We start from the raw sequence: 24569 nt of genomic DNA on the forward strand, positions 1-24569 counted from the left end.
ATAATATTTTTGTATGATTCGAAAAGACTGATTTTTTGATTTAACACATTACCTTTCTTGTTCCTTATCTTTTAAACCCAAGTAATATTCTGATGAATGAAATCATCCCGACTAAAGAAACAAATATCATAATACTTTAAAACATAGGAAAGAAGAAACTGTTTTTAGAATTTAATTCTCAAAGAATTGAATCTTTATGTACTTTTAATAAAAAAGTGAGAGATCCAATTAATTAATTGAATTTCTCACTTCTTTAGAAATAAAAATGAAAATCCGGAATCCGGATACTCAAAATCTGAATACTATATTATCTTACAGGATTACTCGGAATCGGCGGCAAACCTTTATAATCCTTCAATTGTTCAAGAATTACTTCAATAGCTTTATCCAATTGAGCATCTTCGCCATGATATGCTTTGTACGGATCCAGATCAATCCGTATATCAGGATCAACACCATAACCTTCAATAATATAACCTGAACCCTCACTGTCGTAAGAAGTGAATTCCGGTTTTTGTAATGAAGTACCGTCAACAAACGGTAATGAACCGCGAATACCTACTATTCCGCCCCAACTTCTTACGCCTATTATGGTTCCAAGATTATGTTTTCTGAATCCATAAGGAAACAGATCACCGTCGGAAGCAGAATAATTATCAATTAATAAAACCTTCGGCCCCAACATCATTTTGGTTGGTGTTTGAGTAGGCACTTGTTGATTTCTGCTCATATTGGCACGCGTGATTTCCCTTCCCAATCTTTCAAGAATCATAGGAGAAACATTTCCGCCGCCATTACCGCGATCATCAATAATCAAAGCTTTCTTGTCAAGTTGCGGATAAAAATATTTCGCGAACTCATTCAACCCTTCGACACCCATATCAGGAATATGAATATATCCGACTTCACCATTAGTTGCATCATTAACTTTCTTGATATTGTCTTGAACCCAAGTATAATAATACAGGTTTGCCTCATCATTAACCGGAACAACAATAACATCGCGTTTACCGCTTTCGCTTGCCGATTTTGAAATAGATAAAATAACTTCAGTATTTGCGGTATTTATCAAAGATTCGTAAATATCATTCATGTCTTTTGTTGATATTCCGTTAACCGCAACAATAAAATCGCCTTCACTGATATTCATTCCTACTTCAGTAAGCGGAGAGCGGGCTTCCTTTCTGAAATTTTCACCTTTTAATATTTTAATAATCTTGTAATAACCGCTTTTATCACGCTCAAGTTTAGCACCCAGAAGACCCATATTTATTCTTTCCGGATTGAATTTATCACCGCCGTTAATGTAAGCGTGGCCGACATTGAGTTCGCCGATAAGCTCGCCGATGAGATAATTCAGATCGTCTTTACAATTTACATACGGTAAAAGTTCCGCATATTTATCGCGCATTTTAGGCCAATCAACGCCGTGCATATTCTCAACATAGAAGAAATCACGCATCTGTCGCCAGGCTTCAAAATATATCTGTGACCACTCAGCCTTGTTATCGACAACTACTTTCACACCCGAAAGATCAACCGCCTTATCTAATTTAACACTTCCTTTCGGTAAATCAACAACATAATATTTACCCATATTTGAAATCAATGCCTTCTTATTATCTGCCGAAACAGCTAAGCGCATATTCTTTCCAAGTTCGGTATCCTTACCGTCTTTATCGGATAATTTAAACATTCTAAGTGTACTGCCGCTTTCCTCCCATTTTGTATAATACAAATTATCGTCAATACAAGCAGAAACATTATAATATGCGGCACTTAACGGAAGCGAAATTATTCTATCAATCAACCCGTCAACATCAACTTTAACATTGATATTTTTATCGGATTCTTTTTTATTATTATCCTTTGTATCGGATTTTTTAGAATCTTTATCGGGGTTTTCAGCTTCTTGTTTCACCTTAACTTCATCGTTTTCATAAGCTAAAGGATTAGGAGTATCCTTAGCAAGAGTAACGAAATAAATTCTCGACATTTGGTCATAAATATGATTCCATTCGGTGCGACTGTAAGTCGGATTAAAATCTCTATCGGACGTAAAGAAAAGATATTTTCCGTCGTTACTAAAAACAGGATTATAAGATGAATACCATCTGTTTGTTACAGGATAAAGTTCTTTTTTATCTAAGGAATAAAGTTGTATAGTATTAAAATCGTTAGGTTCCTGTTGAGAAAAAGAAACCCATTTGCTATCGGGAGACCATGTGAAAGATCTTATTTCCCAATACGGACTACGAGTAATTTCGGTAATCTTTTTACTATCGATATCTACATATCTGAGACGCATCATTTTATCGCTGAAAAGAATTTTCTTACTGTCTGGCGACCATTCTATGCCGAAAATATAAGTCCCTGTGTTTTTTGTAAGCTGAACGGGTTCTTTTGAGCCGTCTTGACTTTGGATATAGATTTCAAACTCGCCGTCGGCATCAGAAATATATGCGATGTGTTTTCCGTCGGGTGACCATGCGGCATTTCTATCATGTGCGCCGGAGCTTTGAGTAATATTCCTTGTAATACCTGATTTTGCGGGAACAGTATAAACATCGCCTCGACCAACAATAACGAGTCTGCTTCCATCAGGAGAAATACCGACAGAACCAATATTTTTCGATGCATCTTTCATTTTATTCCTTCCGGTTGCAAAATCATCATTGATAATAATATTCAACTTACTAAGTTTTTCTGTATTCGGGTCAAGGGTATAAAGACAACCGCCGTTTTCAAAGATGATTTCTTTATTTCCTGCCGAAGGAAATTTTACGTCATAATTATCAAAATTAGTAACCTTATGAGTATTTTTCGTTTTTACATTATAGCAGAAAATATTCATCGTTCTGTCGCGATCCGAACAGAAAAAGATTTTATCACCGAACCACATCGGGAAGATATCCTGCGCATCATTATTTGTTATATTAGTTGTTTCGCCGGATTCGATATCGAAAATCCAAACATCATCGGCCATACCGCCTTTATAATATTTCCACGTTCTAAATTCACGAAAAACTCTATTGACAGCCATTTGTTTTCCGTCGGGAGAAAAAGAACACCAACTACCGGTATTAAGAGGAATCTCGGAAGATAATCCGCCTTCGGTACTTACACTAAACAATTGACCGGTAAAAGAATTAAAAGTTTGTTTCCTTGAGCGATAAAGAACATTCTTTCCGTCGGGAGTCCAAGCCATAACTATATTATTCGGCCCCATGCGGTCAGAAATGTCATCACGCGATAAAGTTGCAGTATAAGTAAGGCGTTTTGGTTCGCCGCCTTTCGAAGGCATAACGTAAACTTCTGTATTTCCGTCATACTGACCGGTGAAAGCAACCATGGAACCATCCGGTGAAAAACGTGCGAACATTTCAAATCCTTCCGAATCATTAGTAAGTTTACGTGCAACACCACCCGATTTGCTAACGGTGTAAAGATCTCCGGCATAAGTAAATACAACCTGATTATCATGAACGGTCGGAAATCTTAATAATCTTGTTTCCTGTGAAAATAAAGGCAAAATCAATATTGCCAAAATAAAAGATAAAAATGTTTTTTTCATAAAAATATATTTTGAAACCGCCAGATTCATAGTATTATATAAGTAGATATGCAAAGAATAATATTCTTTTGACATCCTTTAGATAAAATCAAATTTGCATCTGAACAGTTACAGTTATTCTAATAATTATACGCTTTTACTTCGAAATATGCTTGAGGATGTAAACAAGCTGGGCATTTCAATAGGGCCTTTTTCCCAAAGTGAATATATCCGCAATTACGGCACATCCAATAGGTATCTTCATCTTTTTCAAAGACTTTATCTTCTTCAAGATTTTTCAGTAAGGCTCTGTATCTTTTTTCATGTTCTACTTCTACTTTAGCAACCATCCTGAAGCAAGTAGCAATTTCTTTAAATCCTTCTTCATCGGCAATATCAGCAAATTTCGGATACATTTCCGACCATTCTTCATTTTCGCCGTCAGCAGCTTCTTTCAAATTTTCTTTTGTTGTACCGATAACACCGGCAGGAAAAGAATAACTTACTTCGGCAAAACCACCTTCAAGAAATTTAAAAAATCTTTTTGCATGCTCTTTTTCCTGAAGAGCTGTTTCCGCAAATATTGCACTTATCTGTTCATAACCTTCATTCTTTGCAACTTTTGCAAAATAATCATACCTGTTTCTTGCTTGCGACTCACCTGCAAAAGCGGTAAGTAAATTTTTCTCTGTTTGTGAACCTTTTAATTTTGCCATAATTTTTTAAATTTATAATTAATATTCAAATTTAATTTTTAACTTCATCAATATCATATAATTAAATAATATTAACACCTGTTATTTATTAAAATCCATATTTGAATAGCAAAGATATAACAAATCAGAAGTTTAATTATTTTTTTATAATATTTTTTACTTTTAGATAATTTAAAGAAATTAATATATTTGCAACAATTTTAAAAAGACATTTATCAATTTATATTTTATGCATAATTCAAAAAACTTATCTATAGTTTCTTATATAATTATAAATTTATTGTTGATATGTTTTTTATGGGTTATTTTTACAAGTTGTGATAGGAAAACCCAACCTTTAAAAATTCTTGCAATAGGTAATAGTTTTACCGAAGGGGCAACTGACAAATATTTAGTACCTTTAGCAAAGGAGAACGGAGACTCTTTAATTATATTCAGTCTTATATTAGGCACTTCGGATTTAGAGACACATTGGAATAATATACAAACAGATGCTCATGTTTACAATTTTAAGTTCATATATGAAGACTCAATAATCTTTAATTATAATAGTTCTATATTATTCGCTTTACAGTATCAAGACTGGGACTATATCGTTATCCAGCAATTAAGCTCAAAATGTGGTTTGTATGAAACATACTATCCTTATATCGAACTTATAAAGCAATATTTACAATATAATGCTTTAAACAATAAGGTTAAAATTGTTTTTCATCAAACTTGGGCTTATGACCAAAATTCTACACATGGCGGTTTTGCTAAATATGATAAAAATCAAATAACAATGTATAATGCAATAACAACTACTGTAGAAAGAGTTTGTAACGAAATGAATATTAAGACCATTATTCCTTCCGGAACCGCGATACAAAATGCCCGTGGAAAACTTGGAGATATTTTCTGTAGAGACGGATATCATGTTAATGACCTCGGGAGCTATGTACTTGCATGTACATGGTTCGAAATATTTTATAACGAAGATTGTTTCAATACTACAATAAGGCCAAAAACCGCAATCTCTGATGAGAACTTATATTCTTCATCAGTCGGCACATAATGCATGCCTTACTCCAAATTCAATTACAGAATAGAATTCTTAACTATTAACAAGATATGTTATAAGTTTCAGATACTTATTCCGGACTATGTTAAGTAAATCGCTTTCTTCTTAATTTTTACTGATTACTTTTCCACTGCCGCCGCCAGTAACTTCCATCAAAGGACTTCCTTTGTAATATACATCACCGCTACCGTTGATTTTAACAATTAACTTATCGGTAACAGTAATGTAGGAATTTCCGGAACCATTAATTCTAATATCGTAAATATTAGTTCTCAAATCGTAAGAATTATATTTTCCGGAACCATTAATTTTAAGCGTAGCAAAATAGGAACTTCCTGCTAAATTAACTCCGCCGGAACCATTAATACTCACCTCTAAATCATCATTCGAAAAATCATTGATCGAACAACCACCCGAACCGTTAATTGATATATCGCAATCTTTACAATGGTCAACATAATTTATCTTGAGATTTCCCGAACCGGTAACTTTTAAATCAAGATCATTGCACTGACTTATATTGTCAATTTCAATATTACCCGACCCTCTGACGGCTATTTCCAAATCGTCGGAAGTTATAATTTCATCGGCGTAAATATTTCCGGAACCATTATTGTTAATATCTTCAACAGTCTTACAATAAACATGAACTTTTACATTCTTATAAGAATTAAAAATGATATTAGATTTCGTTCTTATTGTCAGTTTATGGTCGTTTACGGTTGTAAGAATATAAGGCAGAAGGTTAGATTCAGCCTCAACAATAACTTTGTATGTATCACTGTAATAGATAATAACATCGAAAGCATCGTTTGATGAAATTTTATCGAATTGCGATAATTGTTGTTCAATTTTCACAATTTCACCGTTGCCTCTAATTGTATTACAACTTGTAAAACAAAAAGAAAAAATAATTGTAGAAACAATTACCACTGTACAAAAAATTCGTTTCATATAATTTAAATTTTTATTAATATCCGTTTATATATTAGTTATATAATTAATTCTAATTTTTACTTATTATTTTTCCACTTCCGCCGCCGGTAAGATTAATCTGCGGTTGCCCGTAATAATATACGTACCCGCTACCATTAATCACAACTGTTAATTGGCTGCTAACAGTGATATGAGAATTTCCTGGACTGTTAACCTTTATATCATAAATATTAGTATTCAAATCATAGGCATTATAATCGCCCGATCCGCTAATATTAAGTTCTGCCGAATAACATTCACCGGTCAAATATATATTTCCAGAACCGTTGATTAATGCATCCAATTCATCATTTGACAAATAATCGATAGAACAATTTCCTGAACCGTTAATATCTATATCAATTTCTTTACAATGAACTATATTTTTTATATCGATATTTCCCGAGCCCGAAATTCTTAAATCTATATTATCACATTCATCAATATTCCCTATCTCAATATTTCCCGAGCCGCGAAGAGAAATATCAAGATCATCCGAAACCGATATTTCATCCGCCAAAATATTTCCCGAACCGTTATTATAAATATTTTCCAGAGACTTACAATACACGTGAACTTTAATGTCTTTATCTGTATTAATAGTAATATTAGGTTTTGTTTTTATCGTAAGCATCCTGTCACCAACATTAGTAAGAATATAAGATTGGATATTAGATTCCGCTTCAATAATAACCTTAAATGTATCACCGTAATAAATTATTACGTCAAAAGGACCTTCGGAAGAAATTTTATCGAATTGCGAAAGCTGATGTTCTATCTCAACAACATCACCATTACCGTTAATTTTATTACAACTTGTGAAACAAAAAACACAGATCCCTGTTAAAATCAGTACCGTCGTTTTGATGATTTTTTTCATGATATTTAATTTTTTGTAGTTATTTTATTAAAAGACGAAAATGACAAATATAAGCTCTAAATTATAGTATCAAATCTTTCACCTTTTATCATATTGCGTTTCATAATAATTAATATAATCTCCCGAAATCACATTCTCAAGCCATTCTTCATTTTCAAGATACCAATCAATGGTTGATGACAAGCCTTCTTCAAATTTGGTTTTCGGATACCATTGCAAACTGACATTCAATTTTGTGAAATCAATGGCATATCTCAAATCATGGCCGGGTCTATCGGCCACAAAGGTAATCAATTTACGTGAGGTACCGGCCTCTCTGCCGAGTTTTCTATCCGTAAGATCACAAACTAACCGTACAATATCAATATTACGGACTTCATTGTCTCCACCTATGTTATAAGTTTCGCCTATTGTTCCGTTATGAAATATTGCATCAATCGCCTCCGCATGATCCTTAACATAAAGCCAATCTCTAACATTTTCACCTTTCCCGTAAACAGGTAAAGGTTTATTGTTTTTTATATTATTGATGATAAGAGGAATAAGTTTTTCCGGAAACTGATTCGGACCATAGTTATTTGAACAGTTCGAAATTATGACAGGAAGTTTGTATGTATGATGAAAAGCTTTAACAAGATGATCGGAACCGGCTTTAGCTGCGGAATACGGACTTCGCGGATCATATGCCGTACTTTCAACGAATTTATTGTCATTAAAATTCAACGAACCGTAAACCTCATCAGTAGAAACATGATAGAAAAGTTTGTCTTTCGTATTATCTTTCCAGATATTTTTACTTGCATTGATTAAAACAAAAGTCCCTATTAAGTTTGTTCTAATGAAATCCATCGGGCTCAAAATAGACCTATCAACATGTGTTTCGGCGGCAAGATGAATCACTCCGTCAAACTGTTCCTTAATAAAAAGATTATTGATGAAATCCTCATCGGCAATATCTCCTTTTATAAAAAGATAATTCGGATTATCTTCGACATCCTTAAGATTTTCGAGATTACCTGCATAAGTAAGCTTGTCGAGGTTATATATTTTATAATCGGGATATTTTTCAAGGAATAATCTCACAACATGAGAGCCTATAAATCCCGCACCGCCTGTAATTAATATTTTTTTCATGTTAATAGTTAGGTTAACGTAAACAAATAAATAATATTATTTCTGTTTGTTTTCTTCTAAACCACATTCCCAATTCCACGCTGTTCGCATCATATCATCAAGGGTTCTTTCGGCTTTCCAGCCTAATTCATTATTAGCATAAGTCGTATCGGCCCAAACCTTTTCAATATCACCCGAACGGCGCGCAACAATTTTATAATTTATTTTGATATTATTAACTCTTTCAAAGGATCCTATAATATCCAATACGGAATAACCCGTTCCTGTGCCTATATTAAAAATTTCGGTCTTGGAAAGTCCTTTACGGTTAATCATTCTTTCGATAGCAACCACATGTGCCTTTGCAAGGTCAACAACATGAATATAGTCGCGAATTCCAGTACCGTCCGGAGTATTATAATCGTTCCCATAAACACTGAGATACTCTCTGATTCCCGCTGCCGTTTGTGTAAGATACGGGATGAGATTGTTGGGGATTCCCTGTGGGTATTCTCCGATTAAGGCGCTTTCATGTGCGCCAATAGGATTAAAATATCTAAGTTTTATTGCATAAATATCGGAAACCGCAGCAACATCATCAATGATATCTTCACAAATTTTCTTGGTGTTTCCATATGGCGACATAGCTTTTTTTAGAGGAGCATCTTCCGCAACGGGTAATTTATCCGGTTGTCCGTAAACAGTACATGATGACGAAAAAACAATATTCTTTATATCATGAATCTGCATCTGTTCAAGAATATTAATCAAGGAGTTGATATTGTTTCTATAGTACATCAAAGGTTTTTGTACAGACTCGCCTACGGCTTTCGAAGCGGCAAAGTGTATAACTCCCGAAATATCCGGATGTTTCTCAAAAAGTTTACGTGTTTCTTCGGTTATTGATAAATCAATTTTCTCAAATTCAGGCTTTACTCCCGTAATCTTTTCAATATTATCTACAACTTCAATGAAGGAATTCGAAAGATCATCAGCAATTACAACTTTATAACCTTTTTGCTGCAATTCAACAACAGTGTGTGAGCCTATAAACCCTGTGCCGCCCGTTACTAAAATTTTCATTTTTCTATAAATTCTAAAATTGTATTTGTAATAAACTCAATTTGTTCATCATCAAGTTCGGTATGCATAGGCAAAGAGATCACACTTTTACAAAGCATTTCCGAAACAGGAAACATTCCTGTTTTATATCTTTCATCCAAATACGCTTTCTGATGATGAAGTGGAATTGGGTAATATATTGCCGCCGGAATACCTTTATCATTGATATACTTTAATAAACCGTCTCTATCAATATCTTTTGTTATCAAAGTATATTGGTGAAAAATATGAGTTGAATTATTTGAAATATACGGAACAACAAGCTTATCGGATTTCTTGAAAGCTTTATTATATTTCTCGGCAGCCGTTTTTCTCGATTCATTATATTCATCAAGACGGCGAAGCTTAATTCTAAGAATTGCTGCCTGAATTGAATCCAAACGAGAATTGACACCCACATAATCATGAATATATCTAATTGTCATTCCATGATTAACAACAATTTTTAATTGTTCCGCAAGCTTATCGTCATTGGTAAAAATTGCACCGCCGTCGCCATAACATCCAAGATTTTTCGACGGAAAGAAAGAGACTGCACCTGCTTTGCCCATTGTTCCCGCTTTTCTGATTGTACCGTCGGAAAACTTGTATTCGGCGCCGATAGCCTGGCAGGTATCTTCAATAACGTAAAGATTATGTTCTTCTGCAATTTTCAATATTTCTTCCATATCCGCACATTGGCCGAAAAGATGAACAGGGACAATTGCTTTTGTTTTCGGAGTAATTGCTGCTCTTAATTTTGCCGGGTCAATGTTCATCGTATCAGGAAGAACATCAACCAAAACAGGAGTAAAACCCAACAGGGCAATGACTTCCGCTGTTGCAATAAAAGTAAATGTAGTTGTAATTACTTCATCGCCGGGTTTCAGTCCGAGAGCCATCATTATAACTTGCAAGGCATCGGTTCCGTTAGCGCAAGGGATTACATGCTTCACATTCAAATAATCTTGCAGTTCTTTTGCAAAAGCCTGCACTTCCGGACCATTAATATATGCTGTTGAGGCAACAACATTTAAAACAGCTTCATCTATTTCTTTTTTTATCTTTTGATATTGACTTGCCAAGTCAACCATTTGGATTTTTCTCATATTTCTTTATAAGATTTTATTATTAAATATTTGTTCAATTGATTATTACAATTGATTAATGTATCATTAGTTTAATTTTAGACAGCAAGATATCAATCCCGACCTTATTCTGACCGCCCTGCGGGATTATAATATCAGCGTATTTCTTAGTCGGTTCAATGAAAGTTTCGTGCATTGTTTTAACCCAAAGAGAATAATGCTTAAGCACAGCATCATAATTTCGTCCTCTTTCAATAACATCCCTTCCGATAATCCTTATGAGCCTGTCATCGCTATCGGCATCAACAAAAACTTTGATATCAAGTTTTTTTCTTAAAGTCGGATTAGCCAACGCCATTATTCCTTCAACAATAATTACCTTTTTGGGTTGAATTGTAATTGTTTCCTTAGCGCGAGCACAAGTAACATAAGAATACACAGGCATTTCAATGGATTTTCCGGAAATAAGATCGTCTAAATGCTTATTTAATAATTTAAATTCAAAAGAAGAGGGATGATCGAAATTGATTTTCTTTTTTTCTTCATCAGAGAGATGACCGTTATCTTTATAATATGAATCAAGAGAAATTACAGCGACCGAATCTTTGGGCAGTTGTTTCACTATTTCTTTAACGACGGTAGTTTTTCCGGAACCCGAGCCGCCTGCAATACCAATTATCAACATAAAATCGAATTTTTACAAAAATAACAAATAATTAACAACGAAGAGTTAATAATTTCTTTACTCCTTACTATTTTTTGTCAGCTCATCTAATTTTTTATGCAGATCGTTCAAACTATTTTGAAGCTGTTGGTGATTATCATGTAATCCTTTTACCTTTTTATGTATCGCTACTCCGCTGCCGGCAGCAATTGAAGCACCTAAGGCGCTAAGTACATTTGTGTAATTACCCAAAATTAATTGAATACCGTCCTTTGGTACATAACCGTTTAAGGCCGGCACAAGCAAGCATATAAAAGCAAATATCACGAGGTAAAAAAACAAAAACAAATAAATAAAAATTGATACCCTGCTCGCAAGTATTTTCGGGATATTCTTTAGAAAGTTGTCTATTTTGCTCATTGAATTATATTTATAGATTTTGAATACAAAAATAATATTTTTAAAAGATATCCAGCAACTTATCTATTGATGAGATAGAGATAAATTTCGGATGAGTTACTTCTTCATGATGTTGTTCATGCTCCCAAGTGATATGAAACGGAATATGTATTGCATAAGAATTCAGTTCTAAAACCGGTAATATATCCGATTTCAATGAGTTTCCGACCATAGCAAAATTTTCGGAGATACAGTTTGTTTTCTTAAATAAATTTCGATAATCATCGCTGTTTTTATGGCTTACTACTTCTATATGATCAAAATAATCTTTTAACCCCGATTTATTTATTTTCCTTTCCTGATCTATTAAATCTCCTTTAGTTACTAATAACAGCCGGTATTTTCCTTGTAATTCTTGCAAAACATTTTCAACTCCGTCTATTAACTCATTCGGTTTCTGCAATAAATCTCTCCCTACCTGCAAAGTTTTATTCATCAAATCGGCACTGACTTCGGAATTATATAACTTACAAGTTGTTTCTATTGCCGAAATAATAAAATTTTTAACGCCGTAACCATAAAAAGGAAGATTTTTTATTTCGATATCATACAGAACTTTCTTTGTTTCTTCAAGAGAAAAATCGGGTTCAAGCAATTCACAGAAATTTATCTCTGCCGCACGAAAGTTCGGTTCATTCTCCCATAAGGTATCATCGGCATCAAAAGCAATTGTTGTTATTTGTTTCATAGACTGCAAAGATAGAGAAAAAGTAGAGAAAATCGAAAGTAGGAAATAGTATGTATAATCGTGAGATAAACATATTTATCAATTTTGCATATCGTTGTATTGCAACAAATTATCATTTATTACAATACCTTTATCACTCATTATTTTTTCGTTTTCACATATTAGTTTGTACCTGCTTTTCATTATTATTCAAAACTCCTTCATAAAAAATTATATAACTATGAAATTAATCAATGTGCTTTATCACTTCGTTGGGAATGATATAATTTATTTTTAGATATTTTTAATGATTATTTTTTGATAAATTACAAAACTCTTGTAATTTTGCAGGTATTAATCTTAAAAAATAAAAATTTATGGAACACGTATTGCCGAAATTACCTTATGCATTGAACGGTTTAGAGCCGCACATTTCAATGCAAACACTTGAATTTCACTATGGGAAACATCATCAAGCTTATGTAAATAATTTAAACAACTTGATTAAAGGGACCGAATTCGAAAATGCCAGTTTAGAAGATATTATTATGAAAGCCGATGGTGGAATCTTCAACAACGGTGCTCAAGTTTGGAACCACACATTCTATTTTATCGAATGTTTGTCGCCTGACGGCGGGGGGGAACCGCTCGGACAATTAGCTGAAGAAATCAAAAGAGATTTCGGTTCTTTTGATAAATTCAAAGAATTATTTACAAAAGCTGCTTCAACTTTATTCGGTTCCGGTTGGACTTGGTTAGTAAGAAATAAAGACGGAAAACTTGAAATAGTTCAAACCACCAATGCCGGAAATCCTTTAAGAGACGGCAAAATGCCTATTATTACCTGCGATGTATGGGAACATGCATATTACCTTGATCGTCAAAACAGGCGTCCCGAATATATTGATGCCTTTTGGAAAGTAGTTAATTGGAAAAATAAATAACAATTAATATATTATGAAGAAATTAATATTCTTAGCTGTTGCATTAACGATAAGTTTTAATCTTATGTCACAAACAGAAGGTACGGGAAAAGATATTTCAACTGACCCTAAAAGAAATCCTAAAGCTCAGCAAACCACCCAAAGCGGTACATCTACAAAACAAATTACATCCGATGTTGGCGAATCTCCAAAAGAGGTTACTCCAAAAAGCGTAGCCGCGGCTAAACAACTCATTGAATTACCTCAACCTTCAAAATCTCGTAAGTGCGACATTATGCAAGCGTTGGGTAACAGAAAATCTACCCGCAATATGAAAGCCGAACATGTTTCTTTACAAGATTTATCGGACATTTTATGGGCAGCAAAAGGAGTCAATCGTCCTGATGAAAACAAAATGACTTCCCCAACAGCAAGAAACTCACAAGAAATTGAGGTTTATCTTTGCCGTCCAGAAGGTGTTTATATTTATCTAAATGAGAAAAATGCGCTGGAATTAGTTAGTGATAAGAATATCTTTAAAGAATTAAACGGAACTCGCCCTACAGGAGCTTTAGACATTCTACTTATTGTTGCGGATTTGTCAAGATACAATGGTTACAGCCCGAACGGCGATAATACACATTTTTACGAAATGGGTGCCGTTGACGCAGGCATCGTATCCCAAAATATTTCTTTGATGTGTGCTGCAGCAAATATTGGAACAGTTCCAAGAGCAATGATGGATCATGAAAATATTTACAAAATCCTTGATTTCGGTAAAAACCAAGTACTTTGGCTAAATCACCCGATAGGGTATTTTGAAAAATAAAATTATAATTTTATTTTTATTCCTGGTTTAAGAATGGTATTGGCTTCGCTGATACCATTCTTTTTTATTAGCTTATTCAACTTAACAGTATAACACTGAGATATTCCCCACAAAGTTTCATTTTCACCCGTAATATGAAAGGATGCGCTTCCTTTATTATTTTTCGGACCTAAATAAATTATATCACCTGCAGAAATTTTATCTCCTTTGGATAAATCGTTATAATTTCTAAGCTGTCTGACAGGCTCACCTAAAGCTTTAGCTATCTGTTCCAATGTTTCATATTCTTCGGCAAACACCGCATAAACTTTATTATACTCAAAGATATGTCTGTTCTTATGTGTTTCAACATAAACAGCTTCATCCATACATAAGCACAATCCCAATTCATATTGATATTTATCGAGATTTTTAGGAAGATCATAAATCTCGTTAGTATTTTCAATTTCTATATTATTACAGAAATTTTCCATATTTTCAAACAAATCATTAGGAATATCGGAAATATCCATCACTCCTATAGCAACCATATCATACATATATAATTGATTTTCATCAATAATTTTAATCAATAAATTAGCATAATTAGGATTAGTTGCATAACCGGCTTTTTTTAGTCCGTGCGCCCAGGATTTATAATCGGAAACATCAAGTTTGAAGAGATCGGCATATCTATCGCGCGTTGTAAGAAAAAGCGAATGGTCATCAAAAGAATCTTCTACCTTTTTATACTTTCTAAAACATTCCTGCGGAGCATCATCATCATGATAATGAGTTTGACCGTTCCATCCGGTGTGGCATTTTATTCCGAAATGATTGTTTGATTTAACGGCAAGCTCGCTTTTACCGCAACCCGACTCTAAAATTCCTTGCGCAAGGGTGATACTTGCAGGAATTCCGAATTCTTTCATTTTACGAACCGCAATATCTCCGTACTTTCTCGCGTACTCTTGTCGCTCAGCAATTTGCGCAAAGCAATCAGTACCAATGAAAATCAACAATAATATTATTATATTTTTAATACGTTGCATTTTGTTTAAAATAAAAACATCGACAAAGATAGTTTTTTCAATTGAGAATTAGGAGTTGAGAATCGAGAATTTATCGACAAAATAAAAGAATTACATAATTTAAAACATCTACTCTTTTTTTATTACTATTAAACATTCATATAGCTAATAATCTCATCAAGAAATTTTTATATATAATTCTCATTTTAGGACAAGAAAAGAATACATTAACATTGCTCTACATTAAATTTCCGAAAATAGATTTTTTATAAAAGAAGGCAGTCTTCTTTGTTAATAAAATCTTCATTATATAGATTTCATATTGATTTTTTTTCAAAAAATTTAACAATGATTTCATTATCTTTTTGTCATTGTTATTTGCTAATTATTATTTAACAAATATGTTAATTACAAAAATTATCAAATCTCAACTCCTAATTCTCAATTGAAAAAACTATCTTTGCATCATGAAGATTGAAATTATTGAAAAACTAAAAGAAGATGTTCGGTACAAAGAGGCCCTTACGGCTTGTATGAACTGTGGGGTTTGCACTGCTATCTGCCCTGCTGCCGAATTCTATAAATATGATCCCCGAACGATCTGCAATATAGTACAATCTAATAATGTTGATGAGATAGAAGATCTGTTAAATAGTGAAACAATCTGGTATTGCGGGCAGTGCATGTCGTGCAAAACCCGTTGTCCGCGCGGAAATGTTCCGGGAATGCTAATAACAGTTTTAAGAAAAATATCTCAGGAAATGGGATATTTCGTAAACAGTGAAAAAGGACGTCAGCAATTGGCAATCAAAAGAACAGTAGGTGAAAATATTATTAATGCCGGATATTGCGTTCATCCGGATATCGTAGATCCTGACCTTCATCCGGAACAAGGCCCGGTTTGGCGTTGGTTTATTAACAACATCAAAGAAGTAAGTCCGAAAATGGGTGCGGTTTATCATCAGGAAACTGCGGGTGCTTTAAGAGCCATCAGTAAAGACACTCTTGATGAAATTAAAAGTATTTTTAAAGTTACCGGCGGAGAAGAATTCTACAAAAAAATAGAGCATTTTTCTTCTGAAAAAGCCAAAGATTTTCAATCTAATGCTGATTATGACTACATGATAAAAGTATATACTACAGATTCCGGAGATCATACACGGTAAAATTTTATAAACTGAAAACAATTTAGAATGTATAAACATAAATGGAATGATTATCAGAAGGAAATAGCTGACGACAAATATTTCTATGCAAGAAGTTGCATCAGGCAAACCTTTTTCCCCGGCTCCGAAACGGCCTTTGTGAAAATGATGAGAGAGGAAATGAAGAAGGATATCCTCGACGTTGCAAATCAACATACTTGCACGGGAATAGGTTATCACGGTGATATTATTCCTTTTGAAACCACCTCGGCTGTCGTCGGCAGACTTATGTCGTTGATGACGGAAGCAGGTTATGAAAATTATGTGCCTTCGTGTATTACTTCTTTCGGATTGATTGTTGAAATTACCGAAACTTGGCATCATTTCCCGGAACTGCTGGAAAAAACTCGCGAAGATCTCTATAAAGCCACAAAACGTGAATTTAATTTACCAAAAAATATAGCCCACCCTTCCGATATCATTTATAAATTTCGCAACGAATTGAAATCGAAAATGAAATATCAACTGGTTAATAAAGAAACCGGAAAACCTTTGAAAGGCGTGGAACATATCGGATGCCACTATGCTAAAGTTTTTCCCGATAGAGGTATAGGCGGCGCTGAATTTCCGGTGGTTCTTTCCGGAATGATTGAAACCTGGGGAGGAGAAGTAATTGATTATCCGGAGAGACGTCATTGTTGCGGCTTTGGTTTCAGAAATTATCTCGTACAGGCAAACAGAGGTTATTCGGTAAGTAATTCCCACAAAAAGTTTGAATCGATGGAACCGTATGAACCCGATTTCATTGTGGCGAATTGCCCGGGTTGCGCCATGTTTCTCGATAAATGGCAATATACTATCGCAGAGCTCGAAAACAAAACTTATGATAAATACGGTAAAGGTATTCCTGTTCTTACATACGAGGAACTTGCCGGAATGCTTCTAGGATATAATCCTTGGGAACTCGGAATGCAAATCCATCAAGTTCAATGCGAATCTTTATTAGATAAAATAGGGATAGAATACAATACTACCGAAAAATATACAGGAGTATCGGGTAAGAAAATCTTTCCTCCTGAAAAACCTCAAAATTTAATTGTTTAATATTTAAAATCTTTATATGCAACATTTTGATACAATAATAATAGGTGGAGGCCCGGCAGGACTTGAAGCGGCGGCACGACTTTCTAAGTTTGACAAGCATGTTCTCATAATCGAAAAAGATCCCGCATTGGGCGGTAAACTACTTTTGTGGGACAAACTTTTTCCCGACTTTGCTTCTTCGGAAGAATTATTACATCAATTGATTGAGAATATTAAAAATGATAATGTGAAAGTTTCTCTTAATACCGGTATCAAGGAAATTGAAAACGAGGGAGGACTTTGGAATATTATCGACAATCATAACAACAAATATTCCGCTAAAGCTCTTTTGCTGGCAACCGGTTTTGATGTTTTTGACGCGTCAAGAAAAGAAGAATACGGATATAGAATTTATCCTAATGTTATTACTTCGGTTGATCTTGAAAAAATTCTGAGCGGAGAAGTTTCACATGCCGAACCTAAAAAAGTTGTGTTTATTCAATGCGTAGGCTCACGCGATGAAAAAGTGGGAAATCATTTTTGTTCTAAAAATTGTTGTATTTGCGCTGTAAAACAAGCTATTGAAGTTAAGGAAATGTATCCGAATTCAGAAGTTTATTGTTTTTACATGGATTTACGTATGTTCGGCGAATCTTATGAAGAACTTTACCGCAAGGCACAGCAAGATTACGGTATAACTTTTATAAGAGGAAGAGTTTCGGAAGTTTCTCCTACCTATCACGGACAAGTTCAAATAAAAGCTGAAGATACTTTGCTTTCGCGACCTATAAGATTAACAGCGGATTTAGTTGTGCTTATGGTAGGAATGGAGGCGTCGGAAGGCACTGTCGAAATAGGAAAGAAACTTCAGATCGGCGGGAATTATGATTATTTCAAAAGTAAAAATCAACATCTTGCCGATAATCTGACATATTTAGATGGTATTTTTGTTGCCGGCACATCAAAACGTCAAATGTCTATTCCGGAAACCATGAAAGATGCTGCGGCGGCAGCTTTGGAAATTAATAATTATCTTAATTAAAAAAACAAGTAAATGAAATTCGGATTTTCATTAAATACAAGTAGAACTATTGATCTCGATAAATTAGACAAGAAAAAACAAGAATCTTTTACCGACGACATCCCAACTTTTAAACGATGTTTTGCTTGCGGCGGATGTGCGGCAACTTGTTCGGCACAGCAACACACCGACTTCAATGTGTTGAAATGCAACCTGCTCTTTCGCAGAGGAGAATTTGAAACTTTGGAAAAAGAGTTGGAAAAATGTATGCTTTGCGGCAAATGTACATTAGTTTGCCCGAGAAATGTTAATACACGTGCAATGATAATAAAAATGCGCCGAACATTAAACACAAAAACAAATCTGTAGCGTATGAATTTAGACATGTACAATCCATTTGTGATTCCATTTGCTTTCGGAGTGGTCATACTTTTCGTAAATTTGGCAATCGCATTTGTTTCATGGCTTTATCGTTTAGACAAAGTTCAAAGAAGACAAATCGGAAAAAATATAATTTCTTTTAAAACATTAGCAGCCATTTGGGAAGCTATCCGCGAATGCCTATTCCACAGAAATATTTTCAAAACAAACCCCATCTTGGGTTATATGCACTTCAGCCTTGCTTTCGGTTGGTTAATGCTCATTGTTATTGGTAAAGTTGAAGCTGTTGCTTATGAGGGACAATATTTTACAAATCCCTGGCTCGCGATTTTCTTTAGGTTTTTTGAAGACGGAAGAGATTATCCATATAAAGAAGTATTAACTTTCGTTATGGATTTTCTGCTTTGTTTTGTTCTCTCAGGATTACTTTTAGCTTTTATTAAGCGGATGTATTCCAAATTATTAGGAATGAGAAAAACAACAAAACATACTCCTTCCGACAGAGTTGCTTTGATTTCTTTATGGTGTATTTTTCCGCTTCGACTTCTTGCCGAAAGTTCAACGGCAGCTATAGAACACAACGGCGGATTTCTTACACAGTCCCTGGGAAATCTTCTCGCCTTTTTACCTGTTGAAAAATTTGTGACGCCTCTCTGGTGGGCGTATTCCATTGCTTTATGTTTATTCTTCGTTTTCATGCCTTTTACAAGGTATATGCACATTTTCACGGAAGTATTGTTAATATTCCTTCGCAAATGGGGTGTCATAGAATCTCAGAAACATACGGGATATACAGATATCGAAATTAATTCTTGTTCACGCTGCGGAATTTGCATCGATGTTTGCCAGTTGAATACTGCTGCAAAAATCAACGATGTTCAATCCGTTTATTTTATCAGAGATGTGCGTGATTTATCTTTAGACCGGCATATAGCAAACAATTGTCTGCTTTGTAACAGATGCGTACAAGCTTGTCCTGTCGGCATTGAAACCACAATGATACGGCAAATATACCGCTATAAACAAGGTAACGAAGATATTCCTTTTTACGAATATATCAACACATCAAAATATACTGAAGGAAAGAATTCCGCACCTATATTATATTTTGCAGGATGTATGACTCATATTACACCGGGAATTATTGATTCAATGAAAAATATCTTTGATAAAGCCGATGACAAATACATTTTTATTGATGAAGATAAGAATATTTGCTGCGGAAGACCTCTGCGTCAACAAGGATTTCTGGAACAAGCGGAAGTTTTAAAAGAAAAGCTGACATCAATAATTAAAGATTCCGGAGCAGAAGTTCTTGTAACTTCTTGTCCGATTTGTTATAACTCTTTTGCAAACGAATATAATTTAGACATTAAAGTACTTCATCACACACAATATATCAAAGAGTTAATCGACAAAGGTAAGTTAAATCTGAGCAAACAAGATGTTAAACTTGTCTATCATGATCCTTGCGAAATTAGTCGCGGTAATAACATCTACGAAGAACCTCGAATTATAATAAATTCGATAGGCAATTTACATTCAACTAAAAATGAAAAAGATGACACATTATGCTGCGGCGGCAGTTTAGCAAATATCGAATTAAATACGGAGCAAGCGGCTTTAATAACTTCTCAGACCTTAGATGTTTTAACAAAACCTAATCCTGATTTTATCATTACCTCTTGTCCGTTATGTAAAAAAACTTTTACAAAAAATTGTAGCAACAACAAAATATTAGACATTTCAGAAATAGTTTCAAGAAATATTTAACAAGATTAATCAATTAAATATTTTTTTTATTACTTTTGTAGCTACAACAACTAAACTAAAATCATTTAATATTTTAAGTTCAATATTATGAACGTGGACGAATTTAATAATTACAATTTAAAGATTGGTATTACTCATGGTGATTTTAATGGCATTTCATACGAATTAGTATTAAAGACATTAAATGATAGTGCAATACATGAAACTTTAACACCTGTTTTCTTCGGATGTTCGAAGTTAGTTTCATATTTCAGAAATTATTTTAATTATACCGACTTTTCATTTACACCGGTAAGACAGAATGAAATTACACCGAATAAACCTAATCTTTTTAATATTTTTTCCGAAGAAGTAAGAGTTACTTTGGGAGAAACTACTGAAGAAGCTGCAAATCTGGCTGTTCTATCTATAACCAAAGCATATAATGCCATAAACAATAGATTTGTTGATGCATTGGTCTGCTGTCCTGTTAGTCAAGCTATGCTTAAAGAAACCTCATCGCATCATATTGGCAACGGCAGTTATTTCATTAATAAATTACAATCGACACGCAGTATGCAAATTTTATGTAACGATTACATAAAGTTAACTGCGGCTACTTCTAAAGTAAATTACGAAGAGCTTACAAAGTTATTAACCATCGAATATCTTTTTGAAAAAATAAAGACTTTACATAAAATTATGTTTTATGATTTTATGATAAGCTCGCCGAAAATAGCTATTTTAGCGGCGAATTCCGTGGACAATACAGGCAAATACATAGATGGAGAAGTTGAGGATATCATTGAAAAAACAAATGATTTAGCAATACAAAATAGAATCCAATCATTCGGCCCATATTTACCTTCAACTTTTTTCAACAGTAATGAATATCAGAAATTTGATGTAATAATGACCATAACCAATCAGCAGGCCGATACAATTTTCTCTTTATTAAACGGGAGAGATGGAGTTGTTTATACTTCGGGATTGCCTTTTGTTGTAACCGAACCGTATCATTTAAATGGTCAAGAAGTTGGCGATTGCCAAGCCTTTAGAAGTGCTTTATATCTGGCAAGTGATATAACTAAAAACAGGCGTATGAATTATAAACTGAGGAAAACCGCTTTGCAAAGAGATAGGAACTTTCAGGATAATAGTTCTAACACAGGTGAAAATAAAAACATTTCCGAGAATAAGTCATAGAATCAAAAAAAAATGTATTTTTGCACTTTCTTTACTTAACCTATAAGTAAAGGTAAGATTTTTGTTCTTTCATAATTGTAAAGTTGCCCGAGTGGCGGAATTGGTAGACGCGTCGGTCTCAAAAACCGATGAGGAAACTCGTGCCGGTTCGATTCCGGCCTCGGGTACGGGGATAAGAGCTTAACTGATTAATGGTTAGGCTCTTTTTGTTTTTCGGGGTACAGACAGGGGACAAATCTGACAATATTTTGTAAAATGTACGGTTATTTTTGAAGTCTTTTTAATAAAAAAGCACCTTGGTTAATTCCTTGGTGCTTTTTTGTTTTTATACTTCATCGGGGTTATTCAAGTTGCTTATCGGCTTGTTCAAATAAATATTTATAATCATCGTGCATGTTATTAATATTATCGTGGTAATAAATTATTTTGGTAATAAGATTTATCATTTCAGAAAATTGTTTAATATCTTCTTTGTCCTTTTCATTAACAAGTCTTGTTATCGCTCTGTTAATAGTTTCTATCCATTCAACGCCGTCACAATGTACCCAACTTAATGAGAGTGCTATATCTCGTCTTATCTTCATCTCGGCGGCAAAACAACTTAAGTTAGTACCCGGATATTTTTCAATGTTATCGGATAAGAATTTTTCAAATATCGTTTGAAAATAGTTGCTTTGGGAATTTTCTTTTACTTCTGTTCTCATAATAACTAATTTTTATTAAGGTTTTTTATTTCCTCATTTATTTCTATTTCTAAGTCTTCATCTGCTATTTGTGATAAATCATAAGTTTCGTTCCAAATATCTTCAAGTCGCTCTTGATGTGAAAGAATTTCTGATAAAAATTCTATCATTCGCAAAAAATGCGTTAACTCTTTATCAGTATAATATTCTTTTTTACTCTGGGATAATCTCTCAATGGTATTACTTATTGTTTTAATCCAATCTACCGCATAGTAACGTGCCTCAATTACTTCTCCAATTATACGCTCTCTGCGTCTCATTTCACCTGCAAAATTATCCATATCAAATTCAATATTAGGATTTCTGTTCTTAAATTTAACTGAACATTTTTCAAATACTGCTTGAAAGTAATCGTCTTTGATTTTTTCTTTAATTTCTTTTTTCATAATTAAATTAATTTAATCGTTAATACTTTCTGCAATAATATCAACACATGGATGATGAGGATTAATTCCCGACTTTTCTACTTCTTTTGAGAAGTTGCTGAAATCGTTTAATAATCCTTTGCTTAAAATAAAGGCATAAGCCGTGTTTTTAGCGTTTTTCTCAATATCAAAGTGTCTTGTATAACTTTGAGATAATCCTTAAACAGAGGGATAGAATGAGCATTTGAACACTCAATTTTAATGGTTGCAAAGCTCGTTTCTTTGCTTTTTACTTTTGTAATCATGATAAATTAATTTAAATAAAAAAACCCTCTGTTACGGTGTCCTACGTACTATTATTTACGCCCGGATGTTTCCACTACCGGCACCAACAAAGGGTTTATACTTGTCTTAATTAAATTCGTCATAATATAATAGTTTTAGGAACTGCAAAGATAAGATAATGAAATTTGTATTGCAAGATGTTTAATGATTTTTTTAATGTTGATTTTGGGGATTTTATTCATAATGTAAGGTTCAATCATTTTTCTTCCTTGGTTTCCACGATTTAGAATACTCATGATTTTGAATATCAAGCACTTCAAAGATGTTCTTTTTAATGCTTCTGCAGGCGTGTAGTATTGTATTCTTTGGCTTTTTTGATATATCTATTAACAGTTCGTTCGGTTTTATGACATTTATTGACAAAATATGACAAAACATCCGAAGTTTTTTCTCCGGATTTGCAAAAATATAATCCGCAATTTCGATAATGAGATTCGATATTTTAAGATTCAGAAAACTCAACATTTTTCAACAAATATGAATTTTTCTGATAATGAATTTGTCTTTTATTAGATCTTGAGACGAGCTATCTCATTCTTCTTAAAGTCCCTTTATGTTCCCTATATTCGCATTACGGACACAGCAAACGGTACTAAGTTTTGTATTCCTTTAATTGTGATTACAAAGAAAGAAAATCTTAATTCTTCGTCTTGAAATCAATGCACAATATTTCCTATTTCATTAAACGTATCGTTAATATGTTTAATTAAATTTTTATCTGTAGTTATAAGAGCAATTTCCTTAGCCTGCCTGACTCTCGGAAATCCGAAAATTACATTCTGATGATCCACTAACCAACAATTCATTACGTGTGGTTCATTTGCTAATTCAATTTTTACATTTATCCCTCTAAAAAATCTTTCTATTTCTGCGTTTATGGAATATAAGACATTGTAAAATTCGTTCCATGTTACTTGTTTATTTTCCATATTAAGAGAATTGTAATTATCCATAAATCTTTCTTTCTAACTCTTTAATTTCTCTTTTCAATTCTTCATCTGTCAATGTTGAGAAATCTGGTTGAAAAAAACTTTGTCCGCCGACGAGTTCAACAAATTTATCAATATCTTCTGTTGTAATAATGCCATTTCTTAGGATTGATAGAAGTAATATCTTCAATTCTCGACTAACCTTAATTTCTGTCTGGTTTTTCATGCTTCACTATTTTTAGTTAATTCATCTATAATTGTATTTAACTGCTCGTCTGTCAGATTATCAAAATTTGTTTTTGCTTCAATGCTTTGCATTTTAGGTACAACAAATGATAAAAGTTTTTCCATGATATAAAGCCGCTGTTTTGATTCAACGGCTTTTAAATCGGTTTCAAATAGCTCTCTATTGTTATTGATGAGGCTTTGTATCCATGTTCTAATGTCTGTTGTAATCTTATTTGGCGACCCTTTTGGTCTCCCATTAGGATTATTGGTTTTTCCTTTGGGTTTCTGTATTTTCTTGTTGTTTTCAGAAATTGACATCATATTATGCAT

Annotated in this window: 25 protein-coding genes and 1 tRNA gene; 10 read left to right on the plus strand and 16 right to left on the minus strand. The window is 33.6% G+C overall.

The window, feature by feature from the left end; genetic code table 11:
• Nucleotides 1-307: 307 nt before the first annotated feature.
• Nucleotides 308-3574: a PDZ domain-containing protein gene (locus tag LBP67_01660; GenBank protein MDR2083687.1), complete on the minus strand. Its 3267-nt coding sequence runs from the start codon at nucleotides 3572-3574 to the stop codon at nucleotides 308-310.
• A gap of 119 nt (nucleotides 3575-3693) precedes the next feature.
• Nucleotides 3694-4269 carry a rubrerythrin family protein gene (locus tag LBP67_01665; GenBank protein ID MDR2083688.1) on the minus strand — a complete coding sequence of 192 codons (576 nt, stop codon included), beginning with the start codon at nucleotides 4267-4269 and terminating at the stop codon, nucleotides 3694-3696.
• Nucleotides 4270-4498: 229 nt separating this feature from the next.
• Between LBP67_01665 and LBP67_01670 the strand changes: the two genes are divergently transcribed.
• Nucleotides 4499-5326, plus strand: a complete 828-nt coding sequence (locus LBP67_01670) for a DUF4886 domain-containing protein (GenBank protein MDR2083689.1) — start codon at nucleotides 4499-4501, stop codon at nucleotides 5324-5326.
• Nucleotides 5327-5437: 111 nt separating this feature from the next.
• On the opposite strand, the gene LBP67_01675 is transcribed toward LBP67_01670, so the two are convergent.
• The 8 genes from LBP67_01675 to LBP67_01710 all read right to left on the minus strand — a co-directional run bounded on the left by LBP67_01675 (nucleotide 5438) and on the right by LBP67_01710 (nucleotide 12300).
• Entirely contained in the window at nucleotides 5438-6286 is an 849-nt protein-coding gene (locus LBP67_01675; GenBank protein ID MDR2083690.1) for a DUF2807 domain-containing protein, read from the minus strand.
• Nucleotides 6287-6338: 52 nt separating this feature from the next.
• Nucleotides 6339-7187, minus strand: coding sequence for a DUF2807 domain-containing protein (locus tag LBP67_01680; protein ID MDR2083691.1), 849 nt, complete (start codon nucleotides 7185-7187; stop codon nucleotides 6339-6341).
• 78 nt (nucleotides 7188-7265) lie between these two features.
• Nucleotides 7266-8321: a dTDP-glucose 4,6-dehydratase gene (gene rfbB / locus LBP67_01685; GenBank protein MDR2083692.1), complete on the minus strand. Its 1056-nt coding sequence runs from the start codon at nucleotides 8319-8321 to the stop codon at nucleotides 7266-7268.
• Nucleotides 8322-8357: 36 nt separating this feature from the next.
• Nucleotides 8358-9383, minus strand: a complete 1026-nt coding sequence (gene galE, locus LBP67_01690) for a UDP-glucose 4-epimerase GalE (protein ID MDR2083693.1) — start codon at nucleotides 9381-9383, stop codon at nucleotides 8358-8360.
• On the minus strand, nucleotides 9380-10510 hold the full coding sequence (locus tag LBP67_01695) for a DegT/DnrJ/EryC1/StrS family aminotransferase (protein ID MDR2083694.1): 1131 nt from the start codon (nucleotides 10508-10510) through the stop codon (nucleotides 9380-9382). The genes galE and LBP67_01695 overlap by 4 nt, the downstream gene beginning before the upstream one ends.
• A 55-nt stretch (nucleotides 10511-10565) precedes the next feature.
• Nucleotides 10566-11174: a uridine kinase gene (gene udk / locus LBP67_01700; protein ID MDR2083695.1), complete on the minus strand. Its 609-nt coding sequence runs from the start codon at nucleotides 11172-11174 to the stop codon at nucleotides 10566-10568.
• Between the two features lie 57 nt (nucleotides 11175-11231).
• A complete protein-coding gene (locus tag LBP67_01705; protein ID MDR2083696.1) occupies nucleotides 11232-11573 on the minus strand; it encodes a hypothetical protein in 342 nt (113 codons plus the stop codon).
• 40 nt (nucleotides 11574-11613) lie between these two features.
• A complete protein-coding gene (locus LBP67_01710) occupies nucleotides 11614-12300 on the minus strand; it encodes an HAD family hydrolase (protein ID MDR2083697.1) in 687 nt (228 codons plus the stop codon).
• 356 nt (nucleotides 12301-12656) lie between these two features.
• On the opposite strand from LBP67_01710, the gene LBP67_01715 reads away from it, so the two are divergent.
• Together LBP67_01715 and LBP67_01720 are read left to right on the plus strand one after the other, a co-directional pair.
• On the plus strand, nucleotides 12657-13223 hold the full coding sequence (locus LBP67_01715) for a superoxide dismutase (GenBank protein MDR2083698.1): 567 nt from the start codon (nucleotides 12657-12659) through the stop codon (nucleotides 13221-13223).
• A 13-nt stretch (nucleotides 13224-13236) separates the two neighbouring features.
• Nucleotides 13237-14031 carry a nitroreductase family protein gene (locus LBP67_01720; GenBank protein MDR2083699.1) on the plus strand — a complete coding sequence of 265 codons (795 nt, stop codon included), beginning with the start codon at nucleotides 13237-13239 and terminating at the stop codon, nucleotides 14029-14031.
• 2 nt (nucleotides 14032-14033) lie between these two features.
• Here the strand turns inward: LBP67_01720 and LBP67_01725 are convergent, their stop codons facing one another.
• The gene (locus LBP67_01725) at nucleotides 14034-15062 is read right to left on the minus strand and encodes a glucosaminidase domain-containing protein (GenBank protein MDR2083700.1); all 1029 of its coding nucleotides are present in this window, start codon (nucleotides 15060-15062) and stop codon (nucleotides 14034-14036) included.
• Between the two features lie 446 nt (nucleotides 15063-15508).
• On the opposite strand from LBP67_01725, the gene LBP67_01730 reads away from it, so the two are divergent.
• The 7 genes from LBP67_01730 (at nucleotide 15509) to LBP67_01760 (ending at nucleotide 21796) form a co-directional block, all read left to right on the plus strand.
• Nucleotides 15509-16207 (plus strand): 4Fe-4S dicluster domain-containing protein, encoded by a 699-nt coding sequence (locus tag LBP67_01730; GenBank protein MDR2083701.1) that lies wholly within the window; start codon nucleotides 15509-15511, stop codon nucleotides 16205-16207.
• A 27-nt stretch (nucleotides 16208-16234) separates the two neighbouring features.
• The gene (locus LBP67_01735; GenBank protein MDR2083702.1) at nucleotides 16235-17290 is read left to right on the plus strand and encodes a heterodisulfide reductase subunit B; all 1056 of its coding nucleotides are present in this window, start codon (nucleotides 16235-16237) and stop codon (nucleotides 17288-17290) included.
• Between the two features lie 16 nt (nucleotides 17291-17306).
• Nucleotides 17307-18311, plus strand: a complete 1005-nt coding sequence (locus LBP67_01740; protein ID MDR2083703.1) for an FAD-dependent oxidoreductase — start codon at nucleotides 17307-17309, stop codon at nucleotides 18309-18311.
• A gap of 12 nt (nucleotides 18312-18323) precedes the next feature.
• On the plus strand, nucleotides 18324-18659 hold the full coding sequence (locus tag LBP67_01745) for a 4Fe-4S dicluster domain-containing protein (protein MDR2083704.1): 336 nt from the start codon (nucleotides 18324-18326) through the stop codon (nucleotides 18657-18659).
• A gap of 3 nt (nucleotides 18660-18662) precedes the next feature.
• Nucleotides 18663-20444 carry a 4Fe-4S dicluster domain-containing protein gene (locus tag LBP67_01750; protein MDR2083705.1) on the plus strand — a complete coding sequence of 594 codons (1782 nt, stop codon included), beginning with the start codon at nucleotides 18663-18665 and terminating at the stop codon, nucleotides 20442-20444.
• 87 nt (nucleotides 20445-20531) lie between these two features.
• Nucleotides 20532-21629, plus strand: coding sequence for a 4-hydroxythreonine-4-phosphate dehydrogenase PdxA (locus LBP67_01755; GenBank protein ID MDR2083706.1), 1098 nt, complete (start codon nucleotides 20532-20534; stop codon nucleotides 21627-21629).
• Nucleotides 21630-21714: 85 nt separating this feature from the next.
• Nucleotides 21715-21796: transfer RNA gene (locus LBP67_01760), tRNA-Leu, on the plus strand.
• Between the two features lie 174 nt (nucleotides 21797-21970).
• Here LBP67_01760 and LBP67_01765 read toward each other — a convergent pair.
• The 5 genes from LBP67_01765 to LBP67_01785 all read right to left on the minus strand — a co-directional run bounded on the left by LBP67_01765 (nucleotide 21971) and on the right by LBP67_01785 (nucleotide 24560).
• A complete protein-coding gene (locus LBP67_01765; protein ID MDR2083707.1) occupies nucleotides 21971-22333 on the minus strand; it encodes a hypothetical protein in 363 nt (120 codons plus the stop codon).
• Nucleotides 22334-22338: 5 nt separating this feature from the next.
• Complete coding sequence (locus tag LBP67_01770; protein MDR2083708.1) at nucleotides 22339-22758, minus strand: hypothetical protein; 420 nt, start codon at nucleotides 22756-22758, stop codon at nucleotides 22339-22341.
• 980 nt (nucleotides 22759-23738) lie between these two features.
• Nucleotides 23739-24035, minus strand: coding sequence for a hypothetical protein (locus LBP67_01775; GenBank protein ID MDR2083709.1), 297 nt, complete (start codon nucleotides 24033-24035; stop codon nucleotides 23739-23741).
• Complete coding sequence (locus LBP67_01780; protein ID MDR2083710.1) at nucleotides 24028-24237, minus strand: hypothetical protein; 210 nt, start codon at nucleotides 24235-24237, stop codon at nucleotides 24028-24030. The genes LBP67_01775 and LBP67_01780 overlap by 8 nt, the downstream gene beginning before the upstream one ends.
• Nucleotides 24234-24560 (minus strand): hypothetical protein, encoded by a 327-nt coding sequence (locus LBP67_01785; protein ID MDR2083711.1) that lies wholly within the window; start codon nucleotides 24558-24560, stop codon nucleotides 24234-24236. Before LBP67_01785 ends, LBP67_01780 begins: the two co-directional genes overlap by 4 nt.
• Nucleotides 24561-24569: the final 9 nt, after the last annotated feature.

Source organism: Bacteroidales bacterium, from assembly GCA_031276035.1.
Lineage (GTDB): Bacteria > Bacteroidota > Bacteroidia > Bacteroidales > BM520 > RGIG7150.

Bases quoted from the DNA above. Each gene is read 5' to 3' on its own strand.
- LBP67_01665 (MDR2083688.1), bottom strand. From the start codon at position 4,269: ATGGCAAAATTAAAAGGTTCACAAACAGAGAAAAATTTACTTACCGCT.
- LBP67_01780 (MDR2083710.1), bottom strand. From the start codon at position 24,237: ATGAAAAACCAGACAGAAATTAAGGTTAGTCGAGAATTGAAGATATTA.
- LBP67_01770 (MDR2083708.1), bottom strand. From the start codon at position 22,758: ATGAAAAAAGAAATTAAAGAAAAAATCAAAGACGATTACTTTCAAGCA.
- LBP67_01730 (MDR2083701.1), top strand. From the start codon at position 15,509: ATGAAGATTGAAATTATTGAAAAACTAAAAGAAGATGTTCGGTACAAA.
- LBP67_01670 (MDR2083689.1), top strand. From the start codon at position 4,499: ATGCATAATTCAAAAAACTTATCTATAGTTTCTTATATAATTATAAAT.
- LBP67_01750 (MDR2083705.1), top strand. From the start codon at position 18,663: ATGAATTTAGACATGTACAATCCATTTGTGATTCCATTTGCTTTCGGA.
- LBP67_01755 (MDR2083706.1), top strand. From the start codon at position 20,532: ATGAACGTGGACGAATTTAATAATTACAATTTAAAGATTGGTATTACT.
- rfbB (MDR2083692.1), bottom strand. From the start codon at position 8,321: ATGAAAAAAATATTAATTACAGGCGGTGCGGGATTTATAGGCTCTCAT.
- LBP67_01715 (MDR2083698.1), top strand. From the start codon at position 12,657: ATGGAACACGTATTGCCGAAATTACCTTATGCATTGAACGGTTTAGAG.
- LBP67_01735 (MDR2083702.1), top strand. From the start codon at position 16,235: ATGTATAAACATAAATGGAATGATTATCAGAAGGAAATAGCTGACGAC.
- LBP67_01680 (MDR2083691.1), bottom strand. From the start codon at position 7,187: ATGAAAAAAATCATCAAAACGACGGTACTGATTTTAACAGGGATCTGT.
- LBP67_01660 (MDR2083687.1), bottom strand. From the start codon at position 3,574: ATGAAAAAAACATTTTTATCTTTTATTTTGGCAATATTGATTTTGCCT.
- LBP67_01775 (MDR2083709.1), bottom strand. From the start codon at position 24,035: ATGGATAATTACAATTCTCTTAATATGGAAAATAAACAAGTAACATGG.
- udk (MDR2083695.1), bottom strand. From the start codon at position 11,174: ATGTTGATAATTGGTATTGCAGGCGGCTCGGGTTCCGGAAAAACTACC.
- LBP67_01745 (MDR2083704.1), top strand. From the start codon at position 18,324: ATGAAATTCGGATTTTCATTAAATACAAGTAGAACTATTGATCTCGAT.
- LBP67_01695 (MDR2083694.1), bottom strand. From the start codon at position 10,510: ATGAGAAAAATCCAAATGGTTGACTTGGCAAGTCAATATCAAAAGATA.
- galE (MDR2083693.1), bottom strand. From the start codon at position 9,383: ATGAAAATTTTAGTAACGGGCGGCACAGGGTTTATAGGCTCACACACT.
- LBP67_01720 (MDR2083699.1), top strand. From the start codon at position 13,237: ATGAAGAAATTAATATTCTTAGCTGTTGCATTAACGATAAGTTTTAAT.
- LBP67_01725 (MDR2083700.1), bottom strand. From the start codon at position 15,062: ATGCAACGTATTAAAAATATAATAATATTATTGTTGATTTTCATTGGT.
- LBP67_01705 (MDR2083696.1), bottom strand. From the start codon at position 11,573: ATGAGCAAAATAGACAACTTTCTAAAGAATATCCCGAAAATACTTGCG.
- LBP67_01740 (MDR2083703.1), top strand. From the start codon at position 17,307: ATGCAACATTTTGATACAATAATAATAGGTGGAGGCCCGGCAGGACTT.
- LBP67_01675 (MDR2083690.1), bottom strand. From the start codon at position 6,286: ATGAAACGAATTTTTTGTACAGTGGTAATTGTTTCTACAATTATTTTT.
- LBP67_01785 (MDR2083711.1), bottom strand. From the start codon at position 24,560: ATGATGTCAATTTCTGAAAACAACAAGAAAATACAGAAACCCAAAGGA.
- LBP67_01765 (MDR2083707.1), bottom strand. From the start codon at position 22,333: ATGAGAACAGAAGTAAAAGAAAATTCCCAAAGCAACTATTTTCAAACG.
- LBP67_01710 (MDR2083697.1), bottom strand. From the start codon at position 12,300: ATGAAACAAATAACAACAATTGCTTTTGATGCCGATGATACCTTATGG.